This is a genomic window from Thioalkalivibrio sp. AKL7 (assembly GCF_000381705.1).
Lineage (GTDB): Bacteria > Pseudomonadota > Gammaproteobacteria > Ectothiorhodospirales > Ectothiorhodospiraceae > Thioalkalivibrio > Thioalkalivibrio versutus.
The window spans coordinates 1-21,044 of the sequence record NZ_KB906954.1; the positions used below are offsets into that span (position 1 = coordinate 1).

At 65.4% G+C, this 21,044-nt stretch carries 19 protein-coding genes and 1 tRNA gene; 19 read left to right on the plus strand and 1 reads right to left on the minus strand.

Annotated elements, in window-relative coordinates:
- The first annotated feature begins 435 nt into the window (after positions 1 to 435).
- Genes carA through greA form a run of 3 tightly spaced genes read left to right on the plus strand, consistent with a single transcriptional unit; the run spans position 436 to position 5,339 of the window.
- A complete protein-coding gene (carA, locus tag G315_RS0111000) occupies positions 436 to 1,569 on the plus strand; it encodes a glutamine-hydrolyzing carbamoyl-phosphate synthase small subunit (RefSeq protein WP_018146246.1) in 1,134 nt (377 codons plus the stop codon).
- A gap of 60 nt (positions 1,570 to 1,629) precedes the next feature.
- The gene (gene carB, locus G315_RS0111005; protein ID WP_018146245.1) at positions 1,630 to 4,863 is read left to right on the plus strand and encodes a carbamoyl-phosphate synthase large subunit; all 3,234 of its coding nucleotides are present in this window, start codon (positions 1,630 to 1,632) and stop codon (positions 4,861 to 4,863) included.
- Positions 4,860 to 5,339, plus strand: a complete 480-nt coding sequence (gene greA, locus G315_RS0111010; RefSeq protein WP_018146244.1) for a transcription elongation factor GreA — start codon at positions 4,860 to 4,862, stop codon at positions 5,337 to 5,339. Before carB ends, greA begins: the two co-directional genes overlap by 4 nt.
- 49 nt (positions 5,340 to 5,388) lie before the next feature.
- Here greA and yhbY read toward each other — a convergent pair whose 3' ends face one another.
- Complete coding sequence (gene yhbY / locus G315_RS0111015; RefSeq protein ID WP_018146243.1) at positions 5,389 to 5,688, minus strand: ribosome assembly RNA-binding protein YhbY; 300 nt, start codon at positions 5,686 to 5,688, stop codon at positions 5,389 to 5,391.
- Positions 5,689 to 5,755: 67 nt separating this feature from the next.
- Between yhbY and rlmE the strand changes: the two genes are divergently transcribed.
- From rlmE to nuoI, 16 genes are all read left to right on the plus strand, one after another.
- Complete coding sequence (rlmE, locus tag G315_RS0111020) at positions 5,756 to 6,382, plus strand: 23S rRNA (uridine(2552)-2'-O)-methyltransferase RlmE (protein WP_018146242.1); 627 nt, start codon at positions 5,756 to 5,758, stop codon at positions 6,380 to 6,382.
- 43 nt (positions 6,383 to 6,425) lie between these two features.
- A complete protein-coding gene (gene ftsH, locus G315_RS0111025) occupies positions 6,426 to 8,405 on the plus strand; it encodes an ATP-dependent zinc metalloprotease FtsH (protein WP_018146241.1) in 1,980 nt (659 codons plus the stop codon).
- Positions 8,406 to 8,509: 104 nt separating this feature from the next.
- The gene (folP, locus tag G315_RS0111030; RefSeq protein WP_018176463.1) at positions 8,510 to 9,397 is read left to right on the plus strand and encodes a dihydropteroate synthase; all 888 of its coding nucleotides are present in this window, start codon (positions 8,510 to 8,512) and stop codon (positions 9,395 to 9,397) included.
- The gene (glmM, locus tag G315_RS0111035; RefSeq protein ID WP_018167905.1) at positions 9,397 to 10,737 is read left to right on the plus strand and encodes a phosphoglucosamine mutase; all 1,341 of its coding nucleotides are present in this window, start codon (positions 9,397 to 9,399) and stop codon (positions 10,735 to 10,737) included. The genes folP and glmM overlap by 1 nt, the downstream gene beginning before the upstream one ends.
- Before the next feature lie 145 nt (positions 10,738 to 10,882).
- A complete protein-coding gene (gene tpiA / locus G315_RS0111040; protein ID WP_018146238.1) occupies positions 10,883 to 11,650 on the plus strand; it encodes a triose-phosphate isomerase in 768 nt (255 codons plus the stop codon).
- Positions 11,647 to 12,030 carry a preprotein translocase subunit SecG gene (gene secG, locus G315_RS0111045; RefSeq protein WP_019612517.1) on the plus strand — a complete coding sequence of 128 codons (384 nt, stop codon included), beginning with the start codon at positions 11,647 to 11,649 and terminating at the stop codon, positions 12,028 to 12,030. The genes tpiA and secG overlap by 4 nt, the downstream gene beginning before the upstream one ends.
- Before the next feature lie 22 nt (positions 12,031 to 12,052).
- Positions 12,053 to 12,137 (plus strand) — tRNA-Leu (locus G315_RS0111050).
- Between the two features lie 265 nt (positions 12,138 to 12,402).
- Positions 12,403 to 12,759, plus strand: coding sequence for an NADH-quinone oxidoreductase subunit A (locus G315_RS0111055; protein ID WP_018146236.1), 357 nt, complete (start codon positions 12,403 to 12,405; stop codon positions 12,757 to 12,759).
- Positions 12,750 to 13,226, plus strand: a complete 477-nt coding sequence (locus G315_RS0111060) for an NADH-quinone oxidoreductase subunit B family protein (RefSeq protein WP_012982122.1) — start codon at positions 12,750 to 12,752, stop codon at positions 13,224 to 13,226. The genes G315_RS0111055 and G315_RS0111060 overlap by 10 nt, the downstream gene beginning before the upstream one ends.
- Positions 13,227 to 13,243: 17 nt before the next feature.
- Positions 13,244 to 13,963: an NADH-quinone oxidoreductase subunit C gene (locus tag G315_RS0111065; RefSeq protein WP_018146235.1), complete on the plus strand. Its 720-nt coding sequence runs from the start codon at positions 13,244 to 13,246 to the stop codon at positions 13,961 to 13,963.
- Complete coding sequence (locus G315_RS0111070) at positions 13,956 to 15,209, plus strand: NADH-quinone oxidoreductase subunit D (RefSeq protein ID WP_018146234.1); 1,254 nt, start codon at positions 13,956 to 13,958, stop codon at positions 15,207 to 15,209. Before G315_RS0111065 ends, G315_RS0111070 begins: the two co-directional genes overlap by 8 nt.
- Positions 15,209 to 15,739: an NADH-quinone oxidoreductase subunit NuoE gene (gene nuoE / locus G315_RS0111075; RefSeq protein ID WP_019612518.1), complete on the plus strand. Its 531-nt coding sequence runs from the start codon at positions 15,209 to 15,211 to the stop codon at positions 15,737 to 15,739. Before G315_RS0111070 ends, nuoE begins: the two co-directional genes overlap by 1 nt.
- 1 nt (position 15,740) lies before the next feature.
- Positions 15,741 to 17,021, plus strand: a complete 1,281-nt coding sequence (nuoF, locus tag G315_RS0111080; protein WP_018146232.1) for an NADH-quinone oxidoreductase subunit NuoF — start codon at positions 15,741 to 15,743, stop codon at positions 17,019 to 17,021.
- Positions 17,022 to 17,054: 33 nt separating this feature from the next.
- Positions 17,055 to 19,454, plus strand: coding sequence for an NADH-quinone oxidoreductase subunit NuoG (nuoG, locus tag G315_RS0111085; protein ID WP_018146231.1), 2,400 nt, complete (start codon positions 17,055 to 17,057; stop codon positions 19,452 to 19,454).
- A 12-nt stretch (positions 19,455 to 19,466) separates the two neighbouring features.
- Positions 19,467 to 20,531 carry an NADH-quinone oxidoreductase subunit NuoH gene (gene nuoH / locus G315_RS0111090; protein WP_018146230.1) on the plus strand — a complete coding sequence of 355 codons (1,065 nt, stop codon included), beginning with the start codon at positions 19,467 to 19,469 and terminating at the stop codon, positions 20,529 to 20,531.
- Positions 20,532 to 20,541: 10 nt separating this feature from the next.
- Positions 20,542 to 21,030: an NADH-quinone oxidoreductase subunit NuoI gene (nuoI, locus tag G315_RS0111095; protein WP_018146229.1), complete on the plus strand. Its 489-nt coding sequence runs from the start codon at positions 20,542 to 20,544 to the stop codon at positions 21,028 to 21,030.
- Positions 21,031 to 21,044: the final 14 nt, after the last annotated feature.

A 21,044-nucleotide genomic window follows, 5' to 3' on the forward strand; every position in this document is an offset into this window, starting at 1 on the left:
CTTGGGTACTTCTTTGCACGAGCAAAGAAGTACCTCGCGGCGCGCTGGCGAGTCAGCGCGTGGCAGGCGGCCGGACGCAGCCACCGTAAACACCGAGCGATGAACCAGGGCTAGCCTGAAAAGGCCAGGCTAGCCACGGAGCATCGGCTTCATACCTGGGCCGGGTAGGCAGTGTTCGGGCCCGGAAAGCGGGCGTCGAGCGGCGGGCGGAGACGCCGGGCGTGGGGATCTCGTTGGACGCCGCGCGCGGCGCTCGCGTACACTTGAAGGCGTAATCGTATCTGTCCTCCGAGCACCGAATCGTTGCCGAAAAAGGGGTTCACACCCCGGTAGAATGGTGCGGACGAGGGCGGGTCGCAGATCCCGAACGAATCGCAGTACCGCTGCCGGCGAATCGCCTGGCGGCCCCGACCCAGACCACCCGGAGGTCCCCCTGTGTCCGCGCCTGCTCTGCTCGTCCTGGAAGATGGCACTGTGTTTCATGGTCAGGCGATTGGCGCCCTGGGCCAGACGGTTGGCGAGGTGGTGTTCAACACCGCGATGACCGGGTACCAGGAGATCCTCACCGATCCGTCCTATCACCGGCAGATGGTCACGCTGACCTACCCGCATATCGGCAACACCGGAACGAACCCGGAAGACGACGAGTCCTCGCGGGCTCATGCCGCGGGCCTGATCATCCGTGATCTGCCGCCGCTGGTGTCTAACTGGCGCTCGCGCGAGTCGCTGCCGGACTACCTGCTGCGTCACGGCATCGTGGCGATCAGCGGGATCGATACCCGCAAGCTGACCCGCATCCTGCGCGAGAAGGGCGCGCTGAACGGCTGCATCCAGGCTGGTGATGTGGACGAGGGCGCGGCCCTGGCGGCCGCGCGCGAGTTCCCCGGGATCAAGGGCATGGATCTGGCGCGCGAGGTGACCACGCGCAGCCGCTACGAGTGGCTGGAAGGGACCTGGCAGCTGGGCGAAGAGCCGGCGCGGGTCGATGCGAAGGCCGCCGACTATCACGTGGTGGCTTACGACTTTGGCATGAAGCAGAACATCCTGCGCATGCTGGCGGATCGCGGCTGCCGCGTGACCGTGGTCCCGGCCGAGACGCCGGTGGACGAGGTGATGGAGCTCAAGCCCGACGGGGTGTTCCTGTCCAACGGGCCGGGCGATCCCGAGCCCTGCACCTATGCGATCGAGGCGATCCGGGATTTCTGCGAGCGCAAGCTGCCGCTGTTCGGGATCTGCCTGGGGCATCAGTTGCTGGGTATCGCCAGTGGCGGCAAGAGCGTGAAGATGAAGTTCGGCCACCACGGGGCGAACCACCCGATCCGGCACGAGGCCAGCGGGCGAGTGATGATCTCGTCGCAGAACCACGGCTTCGCGATCGACGAGGACAACCTGCCGGAGACGCTGACGCCGACGTACCGGTCGCTGTTCGACGGCACGCTGCAGGGCATCGCCCGCACCGACTGCCCGGCGTTCAGCCTGCAGGGGCACCCCGAGGCAAGCCCGGGGCCGCATGACGTGTCCCCGGCGTTCGACGACTTTGTCGAGATGATGCGCACGGCGCGCAGCTAACGCCTTCCCCCCGATTTTCCGACCGAATTTCCGATTTCGACAGCCTGCGAGAGCCGTCACATGCCCAAGCGTACCGACATCCAGAGCATCCTGATCCTCGGGGCCGGCCCGATCGTGATCGGTCAGGCCTGCGAGTTCGACTACTCCGGCGCCCAGGCCTGCAAGGCCCTGCGCGAGGAGGGCTACCGGGTGATCCTGGTGAACTCCAACCCGGCGACCATCATGACCGACCCCGAGATGGCGGATGCCACCTACATCGAGCCGGTGGACTGGCAGACGGTCGCCCAGATCATCGAGAAGGAGCGCCCGGACGCGGTGCTGCCGACCATGGGCGGGCAGACCGCGCTGAACTGCGCGCTGGACCTGTCCCGGGAAGGCGTGCTGGAGAAGTTCGGTGTAGAGATGATCGGTGCCAACGAGGCGGCGATCGATATGGCCGAGGACCGCGACCACTTCAAGGCGGCGATGGCTGATATCGGCCTGGATACCCCGACCGCGATGCTCGCGCACTCCTGGGAGGAGGCGCAGGAGATCCAGCCGAAGATTGGCTTTCCGGTGATCATCCGGCCGTCGTTCACCCTCGGTGGTTCGGGCGGCGGCATCGCCTACAACCGCGAGGAGTTCGAGTACATCGTCAAGAACGGGATCGATCTCTCGCCGGTGAACCAGGTGCTGCTGGAGGAGTCCGCGCTCGGCTGGAAGGAGTTCGAGATGGAGGTGGTCCGCGACAAGGCGGACAACTGCATCATCATCTGCTCGATCGAGAACCTCGATCCGATGGGCATCCACACCGGTGACTCGATCACCGTGGCCCCGGCGCAGACCCTGACCGACAAGGAATACCAGATCATGCGCGACGCCTCGCTGGCGGTGTTGCGCAAGATCGGCGTGGAGACCGGCGGCTCCAACGTGCAGTTTGCGATCAACCCGGAAAACGGGCGCATGATCGTGATCGAGATGAACCCGCGGGTGTCGCGTTCCTCCGCGCTGGCCTCCAAGGCGACCGGCTTCCCCATCGCCAAGGTCGCGGCCAAGCTGGCGGTGGGCTACACCCTCGACGAGCTGAAGAACGACATTACCGGCGGCCTGACGCCGGCCTCGTTCGAGCCGTCCATCGATTACGTGGTCACCAAGATCCCGCGCTTCACCTTCGAGAAGTTCCCGCAGGCGGATGCGCGCCTGACCACCCAGATGAAGGCGGTGGGCGAGGCCATGGCCATTGGCCGCACCTTCCAGGAGTCGTTCCAGAAGGCGCTGCGCTCGATGGAGACCGGCATGGACGGCCTCGACGAGCGCATCGATCTGACCGCCGATGACGTGACCGATCAGCTACGCACGAAGCTCGCCAACCCCAGCCCCGAGCAGGTGCTGTACGTGGCCGATGCCTTCCGTGCCGGTTTCTCGATCCAGGATATCTTCGACCTGACCGCGATCGACCCCTGGTTCCTGGCCCAGATCCAGGAGCTGGTGGACGTCGAGAAGGGCGTGAAGGACCGCATCCTGGGCGAGATCAGCGCCGAGGAGATGTACCGTCTGAAACAGCGCGGATTCTCCGACCTGCGCCTGGCGAAGCTTGTGAACGATACCGAGAAGGCGGTGCGCAAACACCGCCATGGACTGGGCGTGCGCCCGGTGTACAAGCGGGTGGATACCTGTGCGGCCGAGTTCGCGACCACCACGGCCTACATGTACTCCTCGTACGAAGAGGAGAACGAGGCGGATCCCACCGACAAGCAGAAGATCATGGTGCTGGGCGGCGGGCCCAACCGCATCGGTCAGGGCATCGAGTTCGACTACTGCTGCGTGCACGCCGCACTCGCGATGCGCGAGGACGGGTACGAGACCATCATGGTTAACTGCAACCCGGAGACCGTCTCGACCGACTACGACACCTCGGACCGGCTGTATTTCGAGCCGCTGACGCTGGAGGACGTGCTGGAGGTCGTGGCGACCGAGAAGCCGGCCGGCGTGATCGTGCAGTACGGTGGCCAGACGCCACTGAAGCTCGCGCGGGACCTGGAGGCCGCCGGCGTGCCGATCATCGGCACCAGCCCGGACTCCATCGACCTGGCCGAGGACCGCGAGCGCTTCCAGGCCCTGCTGAACAAGCTGGGGCTCAAGCAGCCGCCGAACCGCACCGCGCGCAGCGAGGAGGAGGCCGAGAAGCTGGCCGAGGAGATCGGCTACCCGCTGGTCGTACGTCCGTCCTACGTGCTCGGTGGGCGCGCGATGGAGATCGTGCGCGACCGCGAGGACCTGCGCAGCTACATGAAGAACGCGGTGTCCGTCTCCAATGATGCCCCGGTGCTGCTGGACCGCTTCCTGGATGACGCCATCGAGGTCGATGTGGACGCGATCTCGGATGGCGAGAACGTGATCATCGGCGGGATCATGGAGCACATCGAGCAGGCCGGCGTGCACTCGGGCGACTCCGCCTGTTCCCTGCCGCCGTTCTCGTTGTCCATGGAACTCCAGGACGAGATGGTCGAGCAGGTGCGCAAGATGGCACTGGGCCTGAAGGTCGTCGGCCTGATGAACACCCAGTTTGCGATCAAGGGCGACGATATCTACGTGCTGGAGGTGAATCCGCGGGCCTCGCGCACCGTGCCGTACGTCTCCAAGAGCGTCGGACGGCCACTGGCCAAGATCGCCGCGCGTTGCATGGTCGGGCAGACCCTGCCCGAGCAGGGCGTGGGCGATGCGGTCTATCCGGACTATTATTCGGTGAAGGAATCGGTGTTTCCGTTCGCCAAGTTCCAGGGCGTGGACCCGATCCTGGGGCCGGAGATGAAATCCACTGGCGAGGTGATGGGGGTCGGGCGCAGTTTTGCCGAGGCGTTCGCCAAGAGCCAGCTGGGAGCGGGCGTACTGTTGCCGTCCACCGGCAAGGCCTTCGTGTCGGTGCGCGAGATCGACAAGCCGCACGTGGCGGAAGTGGCCCGGCGCCTGGTGGAGTTGGGCTTCGAGGTCCTGGCGACGCGTGGCACGGCGAACGTGCTGGAGGAAGCCGGCATTCAGGTGACGCGCGTGAACAAGGTCACCGAGGGTCGCCCGCACATCGTGGACATGATCAAGAACGACGAGATCAGCTTCATCATCAATACCGTGGAGGGGAAGCAGTCGACCTCCGACTCCTACACCATTCGCCGCGAGGCGTTGATGCACAAGGTGGGCTATACCACCACGATCGCCGGGGCCAAGGCCACCGTACAGGCCCTGGATCACCTGGGGGCGAATGACGTCTTCCGGCTGCAGGACCTCCACCAGGAAAATCTCGGAGGGAAAAGCGCATGAACAAGACGCCCTTGACCGTGACTGGCGCGGAAAAGATGAAGGAAGAGCTGAAGAAGCTGAAGGGCGAGGATCGCCCGCGCGTGGTCAACGCGATCTCCGATGCGCGCGAGCATGGTGACCTCAAGGAGAATGCCGAGTACCACGCGGCCCGCGAACAGCAGAGCTTCATCGAGGGCCGCATCCGCGAGCTGGAGTCGAAGCTCTCCAACGCCCAGATCATCGACGTGGCCACCCTGCCGCAGACCGGCAAGGTGGTGTTCGGGACCACCGTGGTGCTGGAGGCGACTGCGGACGGGCGCCAGGTCACCTACAAGATCGTTGGTGACGACGAGGCCGATATCAAGAACAACATGATCTCGGTGTCCTCGCCGATTGCGCGGGCGCTGATCGGCAAGGAAGAAGGCGACGTCGTGACCGTGCAGGCCCCGGGCGGGGAGACGGAATACGAGATCCTGGAGGTTCGCTACGTCAACTGATGACGTGGCGGGTCCCGGTCGCGCTCAGGGGCGCAACCGGGCGGTGGGGTCAGGCCGGGTCCAGGGAGACCTTCGGGTCATCCGGGTTGCGGCGGAACAGGGTGGCGACATAGCCGACGCGTTGCACTCGCGCGGCGCCAGTGCGTTCACAGAGCTCTTCCACGGTGCCGTTGCGGACCTCGCGGTCGCCGATGTTCACCTTGATCTTGACCAGCTCGTGGTGGGTCAGCGCCAGCTCCAGCTCCGCCAGTACGGCATCAGTCAGCCCATTGCGGCCAATGGTCACGATGGGCTTGCGCGGATGGGCGAGGCTGCGCAGATGGCGGCGTTGCGCGTCGGTCAGATTCACAGGAGGCCATTTTCAGTGTTTAAACATCAAAATTGTAGCATGCCGTCCGCAGCTGCGAGGCCGCTCAATGCCCAAGCGTAGCCGCTCCAGTCAGCGCTGGCTGAAGGAGCATTTCGACGATCCCTACGTCCAGCGGGCCCAGCAGGAGGGTTACCGCGGGCGGGCGGTGTACAAGCTGCAGGAGATCAATGAGCGCGACCGGTTGCTGAAACCCGGCATGCGCGTGGTGGACCTCGGTGCGGCACCGGGCGGCTGGACGCAGTACGCCGCTCGGAAGATTGGCCGCAAGGGCGTGCTGATTGCCACGGACATATTGCCGATGGACCCGGTGCCGGGCGCGGAGATCGTCACCGGCGACTTCCGCGAGGACGCCGTGCTGGACGCGATACTTGCCCTTGTGGGCGATGAGCGTGCCGATCTTGTGCTTTCCGACATGGCCCCCAACCTGACCGGGACGGGTGCGGTGGATCTGCCGCGTTCGATCCATCTTTGTGAACTGGCGCTGGACTTGGCGACACGCATTCTGAACCCCGGGGGCGCATTTCTGGTCAAGCTGTTTCAGGGTGAAGGTTCGGATGCCTATCTGGCCGAGGTGCGTCGGCGGTTCGGCTCGGTAAAGGTGCGCAAGCCGAAGGCATCGCGGCCACGGTCACGCGAAGTGTACGTATTGGCGCGCGAGCCCCGGGATGTGTAAAGCTGCCAAAAGCTAACGATTAAATGTTCTTCGAGGTGTCGTTTTGAACGGTCTGGCCAAGAATCTGATCATCTGGGCGGTAATTGCCGTCGTCCTGATGTCCGTCTTCAACAACTTCGGCCCGCAGCAGCAGACGCAGGATGTTCGGAGCATTACGTACTCCGAGTTCATCCGCGACGTGCAGGGCGGTCGCGTGGACAACGTGACCATCAAGGGCGAGAAGATCGAGGGTACGACGATCGAGGGCCAGGCGTTTACCACGGTGAACCCGAACGACCCCGGTCTGATCGGCGACCTGTTGCAGAACAACGTGGAGCTGAATGCCCACGAGGAAGCCGAGCGCTCCCTGCTGATGAGCATCCTGATTAGCTGGTTCCCGATCCTGTTGCTGATCGCCGTGTGGATCTACTTCATGCGCCAGATGCAGGGCGGTGGTGCCGGTGGCAAGGGCGCGATGTCCTTCGGCAAGTCCAAGGCCAAGCTGATGTCCGAGGACCAGGTCAAGGTCAGCTTCAATGACGTGGCCGGCTGCGACGAGGCCAAGGAGGAGGTGACCGAGCTGGTCGACTTCCTGCGCGACCCGTCCAAGTTCCAGAAGCTGGGTGGCCAGATTCCGCGCGGCGTGCTGATGGTCGGCTCTCCGGGTACCGGCAAGACGCTGCTTGCCAAGGCGATTGCCGGCGAGGCCAAGGTACCGTTCTTCAGCATCTCCGGTTCCGATTTCGTCGAGATGTTCGTTGGCGTGGGCGCCTCGCGCGTGCGCGACATGTTCGCCGAGGCCAAGAAGCACGCCCCCTGCATCATCTTCATCGACGAGATCGACGCGGTCGGCCGCCAGCGTGGCGCCGGTATGGGCGGCGGTCACGACGAGCGTGAGCAGACCCTGAACCAGCTGCTGGTCGAGATGGACGGCTTCGAGGGCACCGAGGGGGTTATCGTGATTGCCGCGACCAACCGTCCGGACGTGCTTGACCCGGCGCTGCTGCGCCCGGGTCGCTTCGACCGCCAGGTGGTGGTGCCGCCGCCGGACGTACGCGGTCGCGAGCAGATCCTCAAGGTGCATATGAAGAAAACGCCGATCTCCGACGATGTGCGTCCGGATCTGATCGCGCGGGGCACGCCGGGTTTCTCCGGCGCGGATCTGGCCAACCTGGTCAACGAGGCGGCGTTGTTTGCGGCGCGCTCCAACAAGCGCCTGGTGGACATGTCCGACTTCGAGCGCGCCAAGGACAAGATCATGATGGGCGCCGAGCGCAAGTCCATGGTGATGTCCGAGGACGAGAAGAAGCTGACCGCCTACCATGAGGCCGGCCACGCGATTGTTGGCCTGACGGTGCCGGAGCACGACCCGGTCTACAAGGTCAGCATCATCCCGCGCGGGCGAGCCCTGGGCGTGACCATGTTCCTGCCCGAGGAGGACCGCTACAGCCACTCGAAGACGCGTCTGGAGAGTCAGCTGGCGAGCCTGTTTGGCGGGCGTCTGGCAGAAGAGATTATCTTCGGCAATGACAAGGTGACCACCGGAGCCTCGAACGATATCGAGCGCGCCACTCAGATCGCCCGCAACATGGTCACCAAGTGGGGCCTGTCGGAAAAGCTCGGCCCGCTGGATTACGGTGAGGAAGAAGGGCATCCGTTCCTGGGTGGGCAAATGGGCAAGTCGAAGCCGATGTCCGACGACACTGCGCGCCAGATCGATGCCGAGGTCCGTCACATCATCGATGCGAACTACCAGCATGCGAAGCAGATCCTGGTCGACAATATCGATACGCTGCACGCGATGGCGCGGGCGCTGATGAAGTACGAGACCATCGACGACAAGCAGATCGCGGACATCATGGCCGGGCGCGAGCCCCGCGAGCCGGCGGATTGGGATAGCGGCGGCGGTTCCGGTGGCTCGGCGCAGGCCAGCGACGAAGCCGAGGGTGGTGCCTCGGATGCCGACGGCGACGCCAAGGACGGCTCCGATGGCCGGGGTGACGATGACAAGGGCGTGGTCGGCGGTCCTGCGCCGCAGTCCTGATCCGTCCACTTTGTGACCGGGCTTGGATCCGGTCGCCGCCACTGGCCGCCAGGCCCTCGTCCTGGCGGCCTTTCTCGTTGGGTACTCACAGGAGAACGCCGATCGTGCCGACTGACGCACCGGTACTGCAATGCGGGGGGCACGCCCTGGACCTTGGGCAGCCGCGCATCATGGGGATTCTGAACGTCACTCCGGACTCGTTCTCCGACGGTGGCCAGTACGCGCGGGTGGAAGATGCGCTGACGCGGGCCCGCGCCATGGTCGCGGAGGGGGCGGAGATCCTTGACGTGGGCGGCGAATCCACTCGCCCCGGTGCGGCGCCAGTGGCGCTGGAGGATGAGCGTCAGCGGGTGCTTCCGGTCATCGAAGCCCTGCGCGCGGAACTGGATGTTCCGCTGTCCGTGGACACCATGAAGCCGGAGATGATGCGCGAGGCGGTTGCCGTCGGTGCCGGGATGCTGAATGACGTGAACGGCTTTCGCGCCGAAGGGGCGCTGGCGGTCGCGATGGGGGCGGCCCGCGAGCGTGGCGTAGCGCTTTGCGCGATGCACATGCAGGGCGATCCGCAGTCGATGCAGCGGGCGCCGCATTACGACGATGTGGTGGACGAGGTGCGCGCCTTCCTCGAGCAGCGGGTGGCGGAGTTGTTGCGTGGCGGCGTGCCGCGCGGCCAGATCCTGCTGGATCCGGGCTTCGGCTTCGGCAAGACCCTGGAGCACAACGTCGCGCTGTTTCGCGGCCTGCCGCGCCTGGCGGCCTCCGGCTTGCCGCTGCTGGTGGGCGTCTCGCGCAAGTCGATGATCGGTCAGCTGCTGGATGACCGTCCGGTCGCTGAGCGGGATCCCGGCAGTGCCGTGGCGGCCCTGTTGGCGGCACAGGCCGGTGCGCGTGTCCTGCGTGTGCACGATGTCTCGGCGACCCGTGATGCCCTGGCGCTATACTCAGCGTTGCGACCGGATGGTGGCGACGGACAGGACAATCGAGGGAACTGATGGGCAAGTATTTCGGAACCGACGGCATCCGTGGGCGCACCGGCGACTGGCCGATGACGCCGGAGTTTGCGCTGCGCCTCGGGTATGCCGTGGGCGAGGTGCTGGGCGAGAACGGCCACCGCCAGGGGCCGGTCCTGGTGGGCAAGGACACGCGCGTGTCCGGCTACATGTTCGAGTCGGCACTGGAGGCCGGGTTGTCCGCCGCCGGGCTGGATGTCGCGTTGCTGGGACCGATGCCGACCCCGGCCATCGCCTACTTGACGCATACCTTCCGTGCCACTGCGGGCGTCGTGATCAGTGCCTCGCACAACCCATTCCACGACAACGGGTTCAAGTTCTTCACCCCCGAGGGCGACAAGCTGCCGGATGCGACCGAGGCGGCCATCGAGGCGCGTCTCGATCAGCCGGCACAGCCCATCAACAGTGCGCGTCTGGGCAAGGCCGTGCGCATCCAGGATGCCGCTGGACGCTACGTCGAGTTCTGCAAGAGCGCGATCCCGGCGCGTTCCGAGCTGCGCGGGATGAAGATCGTCATCGATTGTGCCCACGGCGCGACCTACAACGTCTCCCCGCACGTGTTCGAGGAGCTGGGGGCGCAGGTCGAGATCCTCGGCGCCAGTCCGGACGGCTACAACATCAATGACGGGGTCGGCGCCCTGCATCCGGAGAACGTCGCCGAACAGGTGCGGGCGACCGGGGCGGATCTCGGGATTGCGCTGGACGGCGACGGTGACCGGGTGATCCTGGCCGATGCCGATGGCACCGTGGTCGACGGGGACCAGATCCTCGGTATCCTGGCGCTGGCGCGGCAGCAGGCCGGGGGCTTCGACGGCGGTGTGGTCGGGACCCTGATGACCAACCTGGGTCTGGAGCAGGCCCTGGGGGGCGCCGGCATCCCGTTCGTGCGTGCGAAGGTCGGGGATCGCTATGTCCTGGAGGAGCTCCGCCGTCGCGACTGGACCCTGGGCGGCGAGGGGTCGGGTCATATTGTCTGTCTGGAGCACACCACGACCGGCGACGGTACGGTGGCGGCGTTGCAGGTTGCACACCTGATGCACCGTACCGGCCAGCCGCTCTCGGCGCTCGCAGCGGCCATTCCCAAGCTGCCGCAGTGCCTGATCAACGTGCCCGTCAGCGGTGCCGCGGCCGGCTGCCTGGAGGCCGAGCCAGTGCGCGCCGAGGTCGCCGCGGTGGAAGATCAGCTCGGCCAGCGTGGCCGGGTCCTGCTGCGTCCCTCCGGTACCGAGCCCCTGGTGCGGGTGATGGTTGAGGGCGAAGATGTCGACGAGACCCGCTCGGCCGCCGAGCGCATCGCAGACAGCATCCGGGCGGCGATCTGATCGCCGCTACGACGCCTCGCCTGCGCGCCCCGCGATGGCTTGGTTGATTTGCTACCGGTGCGCCGGTAACATCCCGCCGCTCTAATCATCATGATCGGACCCCGTGTATCTGCGGGGTTCGGCCGATCGCAGGAGGAAGATCCGCATGCGCACGCCGCTGGTCGCCGGAAACTGGAAGATGAACGGTTCGCGGGACGCGAACCGCGCGCTCCTGTCCGCCCTGAAGGGCAGCCTGGGCGACATCCGGGGCGTGGACGTGGCGGTTTGCCCGCCCGCGGTCTACCTCGCCGAAATCGCGAACGACCTGTCCGGTGGCTCCATCGCCGTCGGCGCGCAGGATTGTTCCGACCAGGAAAAGGGTGCCTACACCGGCGAACTGGCCGGCTCCATGCTGGCCGAGGTCGGTTGCCGCTATGTGATCGTCGGGCATTCCGAGCGCCGCGAGCGGCAGAACGAGGACAATGCCTGGGTAGCAGCCAAGTTCGTTGCGGCGCAGGCCGCCGGGCTGACGCCGATCCTGTGTGTGGGCGAGCAGAAGGCCGACCGAGAAGGCGGGCGCACCGAGACTGTGGTCGCCGAGCAACTCGATGCGGTCCTGGATGCGGCCGGAGTCGAGGCGTTCGACCGCGCCGTGATCGCCTACGAGCCGGTTTGGGCGATTGGCACCGGTTTGACCGCCACGCCGGAACAGGCCCAGGAAGTGCATGCATTCATCCGCAACCGTGTTGCGGGTCGTGACCCGCAGGTCGCAGCCGATCTGCGCATCCTCTACGGGGGCAGCATGAAGGCCGATAATGCGGCCGGCCTCCTGGCGCTCGAGGACATCGACGGCGGTTTGATCGGCGGTGCCTCGCTGGATGCCGACGCATTTTCCGCCATTGCCCGCGCCGCGGGCGAGCAGGTCGCGGCATGATTTACGGCCTGCTCCTGGTGGTCCAGGTCGCGGTATCGCTTGGCCTGATCGCGCTGATCCTGATGCAGCACGGCAAGGGCGCCGATGCCGGCGCGGCCTTCGGCAGCGGCGCTTCGGCGACGGTGTTCGGTGCGGCCGGGTCGGCCAACTTCCTGAGCCGCTCGACGGCCGTGCTGGCGGTGGTCTTTTTCCTCAACAGCCTGACGCTGGCGTATCTGGCGGCATCCAGCCCGGAGGCCGAGAGCCTGCTGGACCAGATGGAGGCGATGGAAGAAGAGGGCGATGGTCCGCCGGGCCTCCCGGCCGAAGTGCTCCCGGGGCAAGAGCCCCCGGGTGGCAGCGGCCCACAATCCGGCCGGCCGGCCGATGTGCCCGATTGAGATCCGGTACCTGTACGAATTGGCAGATGTGGTGGAATTGGTAGACACGCTATCTTGAGGGGGTAGTGGCGCAAGCCGTGTGGGTTCGAGTCCCACCATCTGCACCAAATACTCGTTGCCCCGGGCCGCTGAATATCTGTCGGCGCCCGGAGTAATCAGCAATAAAAACAGCATCTTATAAAATTACGAATACTTGACACCGTTTTTGGGCATCACCTAGACTCCGTGCCCGGTGTACGGCTCTGCCGCGTCTCTGCGGGACCGAGTCGTACCCGCGCTTTCAACCAGCAACGCTGAACGGCTCGCCGGCGCGCTCGATCCACGCGACGCCTCGCGAACCTGCCCGCCTGAGGCGGCGTACGGGAGAGAGAAATGCTGGAAGGTTATTTACCCATCCTGCTGTTCATCGCAGTAGGCATCGTGATCGGCGTCGTGCCGCTGGTGGTCGGTATGGCCGTGGGTCCGCACAAGCCGGACGCGGCGAAGAATTCGCCCTACGAGTGCGGCTTCGAGGCCTTCGAGGATTCGCGGCTGAAATTCGATGTCCGCTTCTACCTGGTCGCGATCCTGTTCATCATCTTTGATCTCGAGATCGCGTTTCTCTTCCCGTGGGCCGTGTCGCTAGACACCATTGGCCTGTTCGGGCTTCTTGCGATGGCCCTGTTTCTTGTCATTCTGGTCGTCGGTTTCATCTACGAGTGGAAGAAGGGGGCGCTGGAATGGGAATAGAAGGCGTTCTTGAGAAGGGCTTCGTCACCACCTCGGCGGACAAGCTCATCAACTGGGCCCGCACCGGGTCGCTCTGGCCGATGACCTTCGGTCTCGCGTGCTGCGCGGTGGAGATGATGCATGCCGGTGCCGCGCGCTACGACCTCGACCGCTTCGGGATCATCTTTCGGCCGAGCCCGCGCCAGTCGGACGTGATGATTGTGGCCGGCACCCTGGTCAACAAGATGGCGCCGGCTCTGCGCAAGGTCTACGACCAGATGCCCGAGCCGCGCTGGGTGATCTCCATGGGGTCCTGCGCCAACGGGGGCGGGTACTACCACTACTCCTACGCGGTGGTGCGCGGTTGCGACCGCATCGTGCCGGTGGATGTCTATGTGCCGGGGTGCCCGCCGACGGCGGAGGCGCTGCTCTACGGCATTATCCAGTTGCAGAACAAGATCCGGCGCACGAACACGATCGCGCGCTGACGCACCCGGGGTAGCAGATGGCTGAACAAGACAACTGGACCGACGCCCTGCGGGCGGAACTGGGCGATGCCCTGGAAAGCCTGCACGAGGCGAACGGCGAGATTACTGTCGATATCGCACCGGGCTCCTGGCGCGAGGCAGGCGAGAAGCTGCGCGACGCCCTGGGCTTCGAGATCCTGATCGACCTGTGCGGGGTGGACTACCTCGAATACGGGCAGGACGAATGGGGCACCGACTCCGCCACCAATACGGGCTTTTCCCGCGGAGTCGAAGCGGCGACCTCCGGGCGTTTCACCTTCGATGATGCGCCGGAAGATTCCAACTGGGACGGCCCGCGGTTCACCGTGGTGGCTCACCTGCTGTCGCTCGAGCATAACCGCCGCGTGCGGATGCGCGCCTGGCTGAGCGACGAGGAGTTCCCCGAGGTCGAATCCCTCGTGGATGTCTGGGCCTCGGCCAACTGGTTCGAGCGCGAGGCCTTCGATCTGTTCGGCATCCTGTTCTCCGGGCATCCGGACCTGCGCCGCATCCTCACGGACTACGGCTTTGTGGGGCATCCGTTCCGCAAGGACTTCCCGCTGATCGGGCATGTCGAGATGCGTTATGACGCCGAGCAGGCCCGTGTGGTGTACCAGCCGGTGACGATCGAGCCGCGCGTGCTGGTGCCCAAGGTGATCCGCGCCGACCATCGCTACAGCGAGGGCGAGAAGCCGGGCGAAGGAGCCGAGAATGCCTGAGATTCGCAACTTCACCCTCAACTTCGGGCCGCAGCATCCCTCCGCCCACGGCGTATTGCGCCTGGTGCTGGAGATGGATGGCGAGGTGGTGCAGCGGGCCGACCCGCACATCGGCCTGCTGCACCGCGGCACCGAGAAGCTAGCGGAGAGCAAGCCGTACAACCAGTCGATCGGCTACATGGACCGTCTGGACTACGTGTCCATGATGGCCAACGAGCACGGCTATGTGCTTGCGATGGAAAAGCTGCTGGGCATCGAGGCCCCGCTGCGCGCGCAGTACATCCGGGTGATGTTCGACGAGATCACCCGCATCCTGAACCACCTGATGTGGCTGGGCGCGCATGCGCTGGATATCGGCGCCATGGCGGTGTTCCTGTACGCCTTCCGTGAGCGCGAGGACCTGATGGACTGCTACGAGGCGGTGTCGGGTGCGCGCATGCACGCGACCTATTACCGCCCCGGCGGTGTCGCGCGGGACCTGCCCGGCACGATGCCGAAGTATCAACCGTCCTCCTGGAAGTCGCAGGAGGTGGTGGATGACCTGAACAAGATCCGTCAGGGCTCGTTGCTGGACTTCATCGAGGCGTTTACCGAGCGCTTCCCCGGCTGTGTGGACGAGTACGAGACCCTGCTGACCGATAACCGGATCTGGAAGCAGCGCACCGTCGGGATCGGTGTGGTCGACCCGGATCGTGCCAAGCAGCTGGGCTTCACCGGCCCGATGCTGCGCGGCTCGGGAATCGAGTGGGACCTGCGCAAGAAGCAGCCCTACGAGGTCTATGACCGTCTCGACTTCGACATCCCGGTGGGCACCAACGGCGATTGTTACGACCGCTACCTGGTGCGCATCGAGGAGATGCGCCAGTCCAACCGCATCATTCGTCAGTGTGTGGACTGGCTGCGCCAGAATCCGGGCCCGGTGCTCCTCGAGGATCACAAGATCACCCCGCCGAAGCGCGAGGAGATGAAGGCCGACATGGAGGCCCTGATCCACCACTTCAAGCTGTTCACCGAGGGCATGTGCCTGCCGGAAGGCGAGGCCTACGCGGCGATCGAGCATCCGAAGGGCGAGTTCGGGGTCTACCTGGTCTCGGATGGTTCCAACAAACCGTATCGTCTGAAGGTCCGTCCGCCGGGCTTTGTGCACCTGTCCGCGCTGGACGAGATGGCGCGCGGCCACATGCTGGCCGACGTGGTCGCCATCATCGGGACCCAAGACATCGTATTCGGGGAGATCGACCGCTGATGGCTGCCGAACAGAAAACTGTCGCCTTCCACAAGCACGCCGCGAAGAAGGTCGAGCTGAGCGCGCACGAGCGCGAAGAGATCGATGCCTGGCTGGCGCGCTATCCCGAGGATCAGAAGCGCTCGGCCGTTCTGGGTGCTCTGCGTGCGGTGCAGCACGAGGATGGCTATCTCTCCACCGCGAAGATGGACGCCGTGGCCGACTATCTCGGGTTGCCGGCGATCGCGGTGTACGAGGTGGGTTCGTTCTACTCCATGTACGAACTGGAGCCGGTGGGCAAGCACACCATCATGGTGTGCGACAACATCTCCTGCATGCTGCGCGGCGCCGAGCCGATCATCGAGCACCTCGAGAAGCGTCTGGGCATCAAGCGCGGCGAGACTACACCGGACGGCAAGTTCTACCTGAAGCTGGAAGAGGAGTGCCTTGCAGCCTGTTGCGGCGCCCCGATGATGCAGGTGGACCACAAGTACTACGAGAATCTCACCCCCGCGCGGGTCGACGAGATCCTCGACGGTCTGGAGAAGTAGCATGGCCAACCAGATCTGCTTTGCGACGCGTTACCTGGATAACGCCGCCGCGCTCGAGACCTACAAGAGCGTCGGCGGCTATCAGGCGCTGGAGAAGGTCTACAAGGGCAAGATGGCCCCCGAGGACGTGATCGAGGAGGTCAAGACCTCCAACCTCCGCGGCCGCGGTGGCGCGGGTTTCCCGACCGGTCTCAAGTGGTCGTTCATGCCGCGCAACAGCCCGGGGCAAAAGTACATCGTCTGCAACTCGGACGAATCCGAGCCGGGGACTTGCAAGGATCGCGAGATCCTGATGTACAACCCGCACGCCCTGATCGAGGGCATGGCCATCGCCGGCTATGCGATCGGCGCGACGGTGGGCTACAACTACATGCGCGGCGAGTTCATGGACGAAGTGAACACGCGTTTTACGGCCGCGCTGCAGGAGGCCTACGAAGCCGGCTACCTCGGCAAGGACATCTTCGGCTCGGGGGTGGACTTCGATCTGCATCCGTCGCTGGGGGCCGGTGCCTATATCTGTGGCGAAGAGACGGCACTGCTGGAATCGCTGGAAGGCAAGAAGGGCCAGCCGCGCTTCAAGCCCCCGTTTCCGGCCAACTACGGCCTGTACGGCAAGCCGACCACGATCAATAACACCGAGTCGCTCGCCTCGATCCCGTCGATCATCCGCAATGGCGGCCAGTGGTTCGCGGATCTGGGTGTGCCCAAGTCCGGGGGCGAGAAGCTGTTCTCGGTGTCCGGGCATGTGAACAAGCCGGGCAACTTCGAGATCCCACTGGGCACTCCGTTCCAGGATCTGCTGGAAATGGCCGGCGGTGTACTGAACGGGCGCAAGCTGAAGGCGGTGATCCCGGGCGGATCATCGGTGCCGGTGGTGCCGGGCGACGTGATGCTGAAGGCCAACATGGACTTCGATTCCATCGCGCATGCCGGCTCCATGCTGGGTTCCGGGGCGGTGATCGTGATGGACGAGACCGCCGACATGGTGAAGTCCCTGCAGCGGATCTCTCGCTTCTATTTCTCCGAGTCCTGTGGCCAGTGCACGCCCTGCCGCGAGGGGACTGGGTGGCTCTACCGCATGCTCACTCGCATCGTCGAGGGCCAGGGCCGACCCGAGGACCTGGAACGGCTGGACGACGTGGCCAGCAAGATCGAGGGCCATACCATCTGCGCCCTGGGCGACGCCGCCGCCATGCCGGTGCGCAGCTTCGTCAAGCATTTCCGCCACGAATTCGAATACTACATCCAGCACGGCCGGAGCCCGGTGGCAGACGCCGCCTGACGCTCTACCGCGCCATCGCATCAGGAATCGAGCATGAGTCAGGATCAGAAACAAGATCTGGTCAGCATCGAGATTGACGGCCGTACGGTGGAGGCGCCCAAGGGCGCCATGCTCATCGATGTCGCCGATGATGCCGATATCCGCATTCCGCGGTTCTGCTACCACAAGAAGCTGTCGGTGGCGGCCAACTGCCGTATGTGTCTGGTCGAGGTGGAAAAGGCACCCAAGCCGCTGCCGGCCTGCGCCACGCCGGTGATGGACGGCATGAAGGTGTACACCCAGTCCCCGCTGGCGCTGCGCGCGCAGAAGGGGACCATGGAGTTCCTGCTGATCAACCATCCGCTGGACTGCCCGATCTGTGACCAGGGCGGCGAGTGCGAGCTGCAGGACGTGGCCATGGGCTACGGCGAGAGCGTGTCCACCTATACCGAAGCCAAGCGCGTGGTGAAGGACAAGGACATCGGTCCGCTGATCGAGACCGAGATGACCCGCTGCATCCACTGCACCCGTTGTGTGCGCTTCGGCGAGGAGATCGCCGGGGTGCGCGAGCTGGGCGCGACCGGACGCGGCGAGCACATGCGCATCGGCACCTACGTCGAGAAGACCGTGGCCCACGAGCTCTCCGGCAACGTGATCGACCTGTGCCCGGTGGGGGCGCTGACTGCCAAGCCGTCGCGCTACAGCGCGCGTGCCTGGGAATACGCGCAGGCGGCGACGATTGCCCCGCATGACGCGGTCGGCTCCAACCTGTTCCTGCATACCGACGACGGCCGTGCGATGCGGGTCGTCCCGCGCGAGAACGACGCGGTCAACGAGACCTGGATCTCCGACCGCGATCGCTTCAGCTACACCGGTCTGTATGCGGAGGATCGACTGACCCGCCCACGGATCAAGGTCGACGGCCAGTGGCAGGAGGTCTCCTGGGAGACCGCATTGAGCTACGCCGTCGAGGGCCTGAAGGAAGTGGCCCCGGATCGCATCGGTGCGCTGCTGTCGCCCTCGCTTTCGCTGGAAGAACACTACCTGGCGCAAAAAGTGCTGCGGGGCATGGGTGTCACCGACATCGATCACCGCGTGAATCAGCGCGATTTCCGCGACGAGGCGGCGGCCCCGCTGTTCCCGTATCTGGGGGTCGCAATTGGCGAGCTCGAAAACGCGGATGCCGTTCTGCTGGTGGGCAGCAACCCGCGTCGCGAGCAGCCGTTGCTGGCACACCGCCTGCGCAAGGCGGCCTCGCGTGGTGCACATGTGAGCCTGATCAACGACATGCTGCTGGACCTGACCTATCCGGTTCAGGCCCAGCTGGTCGGCGACGAGCATGACCAGGTCCTGGCGCTCGCCGGGATCGCCGGGCAGCTCGCCGCGGCCGGCAAGTCGCTGCCCAAAAAGCTGGAGAAGATCGTCAAGGCGGCCGCGACAGACGACGGCGAGACGCGGGAAGCCTTCGAACGTGCAGCCCGGGCGCTGCTGGACGCGAAGCGAGGCCATGTGCTGCTGGGCGCCGCTGCAATCAACGGGCCAGCCTTTGCCACGTTGCGGGCCCTTGCAGGCTGGATCGCCAAACATACCGGTGCCAGCCTGGGCTACCTGCCGCAGGGCGCGAATGCCGCGGGTGCCTGGCTGGCTGGCGTCCTGCCGCATCGTGGCCCGGGTGGGGCGGAGCTGGATGTCGCCGGTACGAATGCCGCCGAGATGCTCGAGCAGGGACGCGATGCATTCGTGATCGCCGGGCTGGAGCCGGGCCGCGATGGGGTCGATCCGGCGGCCTTCCAGGCAGCCCTGGAGCGTGCCGGTCTGGTGGTCGCCCTGAACAGCTTCGCCACACCTGAACTGGAGGCTGTGGCAGATGTGCTGCTGCCGATCGCCACAAGCTTTGAGCAATCCGGGACCTTCGTGAACGCCGAGGGCCGTTGGCAGAGTTTCCGCGCCGCCTCGCGCGCCCCCGATGACGCCCGGCCGGGCTGGAAGGTCTGGCGCGTGCTCGGCAATCTGCTCGACCAGAGCGGCTTCGATTACCTGGATTCGCCCGCGGTGCGGGACGAGCTGAAGGGCCAGCTGGCGGATGCCAGCTTCGATACCGGCGTGAACCTCAACAAGGTACAGGTAGAGGTGCCCGAGGGCGGCGCGGGCGACGGGCTGTACCGTGTGCAGGCGGCCGCGCTCTACAGCGGTGATCCGCTGGTGCGCCGTGCCGAGCCGCTGCAGACCAGCCCCGAGGGGCTGCTGGCCGAGAGCGTGCTGGTGCATCCCGAGTCCGCCGGCGAGCACGCCCATGGCAGCCGCGTGCGACTGCGTCAGGGCAAGGCCGAAACGGAGTTGACCCTGTTGCTGGACGATTCGGTGCCGCCGGGTCTGGCCGTGACCTTTGCGGGTTCCGCGGCCATGGGGGCCCTCGGCCTGCCGAACACCACGGTCACGCTGGCGCGGGCCTGAGGGACTTAAGACATGTTCGACTGGATGATGAACCTCTTCTACAGCCTTCCGACGGTCATGCAGATCCTGATCGGCATTCAGCTGATCGTGATCCCGCTAATGCTGGCCGTGGCCTACACGACCTTCGCCGAACGCAAGGTCATCGGTTACGCCCACGTGCGCATCGGCCCGAACCGGGTGGGCCCGCGCGGCTGGCTGCAGCCGATCGCGGACGCCCTGAAGCTGTTGACCAAGGAGGTCATCCTCCCGACCAACGCCAATCGCTTCCTGTTCCTCAGCGCCCCGGTGCTTACGATTGCGCCGGCTTTGGCGGCCTGGGCGGTGGTTCCGTTTTTCGACGGCGGGGCCCTGGCGGACGTGAACGCCGGCCTGCTGTATCTGCTGGCCCTGACCTCCCTCGGTGTGTACGGCATCATCATCGCGGGCTGGGCCTCGAACTCGAAGTACGCGCTGCTGGGCTCGCTGCGCTCGGCCGCGCAACTGGTCTCCTACGAGATCGCGATGGGCTTTGCCCTGGTGGGCGTGCTGATGGCTGCCGGCACCCTGAACGTGGGCGGGATCATCGAGGCGCAGTCCGGGAGCATGTACCACTGGTTCCTGCTGCCGCTGCTGCCGATGTTCTTCGTGTACTTCATCTCCGGGATCGCGGAGACCAACCGTGCGCCCTTCGACGTCGCGGAGGGCGAGTCCGAGATCGTGGCCGGGTTCCATGTGGAATACTCCGGCATGGCGTTCGCAGTGTTCTTCCTGGCCGAATACGCCAACATGATCCTGATCTCGGCGCTGACCGCGATCCTGTTCCTGGGGGGCTGGCTGTCGCCGTTCCAGGGCATCCTGCCGGCCGCCGTGTTCGACTGGCCGGTGATCGGGGCGCTGCTGGATCACGGGATTCACTGGTTCCTGTTCAAGACGGCGGTGTTCCTGTTCGCCTTCCTGTGGTTCCGCGCCACCTTCCCGCGCTATCGCTATGACCAGATCATGCGCCTGGGCTGGAAGGTCCTGATCCCGGTGACCATCGTCTGGCTGTTTGTCGAGGGCGTGCTGGTCGCGTTCAACGTCGGCCCGTGGTTCGCCTGAGGAGATCGTGATGAAAGCCGTGCGCCGTTTCTTCAAGAGTTTCCTGTTCTTCGAGCTGCTGCTGGGGCTGCGCCTGACCGGGCGTTACCTGTTGAGCCGCAAGTTCACCGTGCAATACCCGGACGAGAAGACGCCGATGTCGCCGCGCTTCCGCGGGCTGCACGCCCTGCGCCGTTATCCCAACGGCGAAGAGCGCTGCATCGCCTGCAAGCTGTGCGAGGCGGTGTGCCCGGCGCTGGCAATCACTATCGACTCCGAGGAGCGCGACGACGGCACGCGGCGGACCACGCGCTACGACATTGACCTGTTCAAGTGCATCTTCTGCGGCTTCTGCGAAGAGGCCTGTCCGGTGGATTCCATCGTCGAGACGCACCTGTTCGAGTACCACTTCGAGAACCGGGGCGAGCAGATCATGACCAAGGACAAGCTCCTGGCCATTGGTGACCGCTTCGAGAAAGAGATCGCGCAGGCCCGCGCGGTCGACGCCCCCTACCGGTAACGCAGGGAACGCCT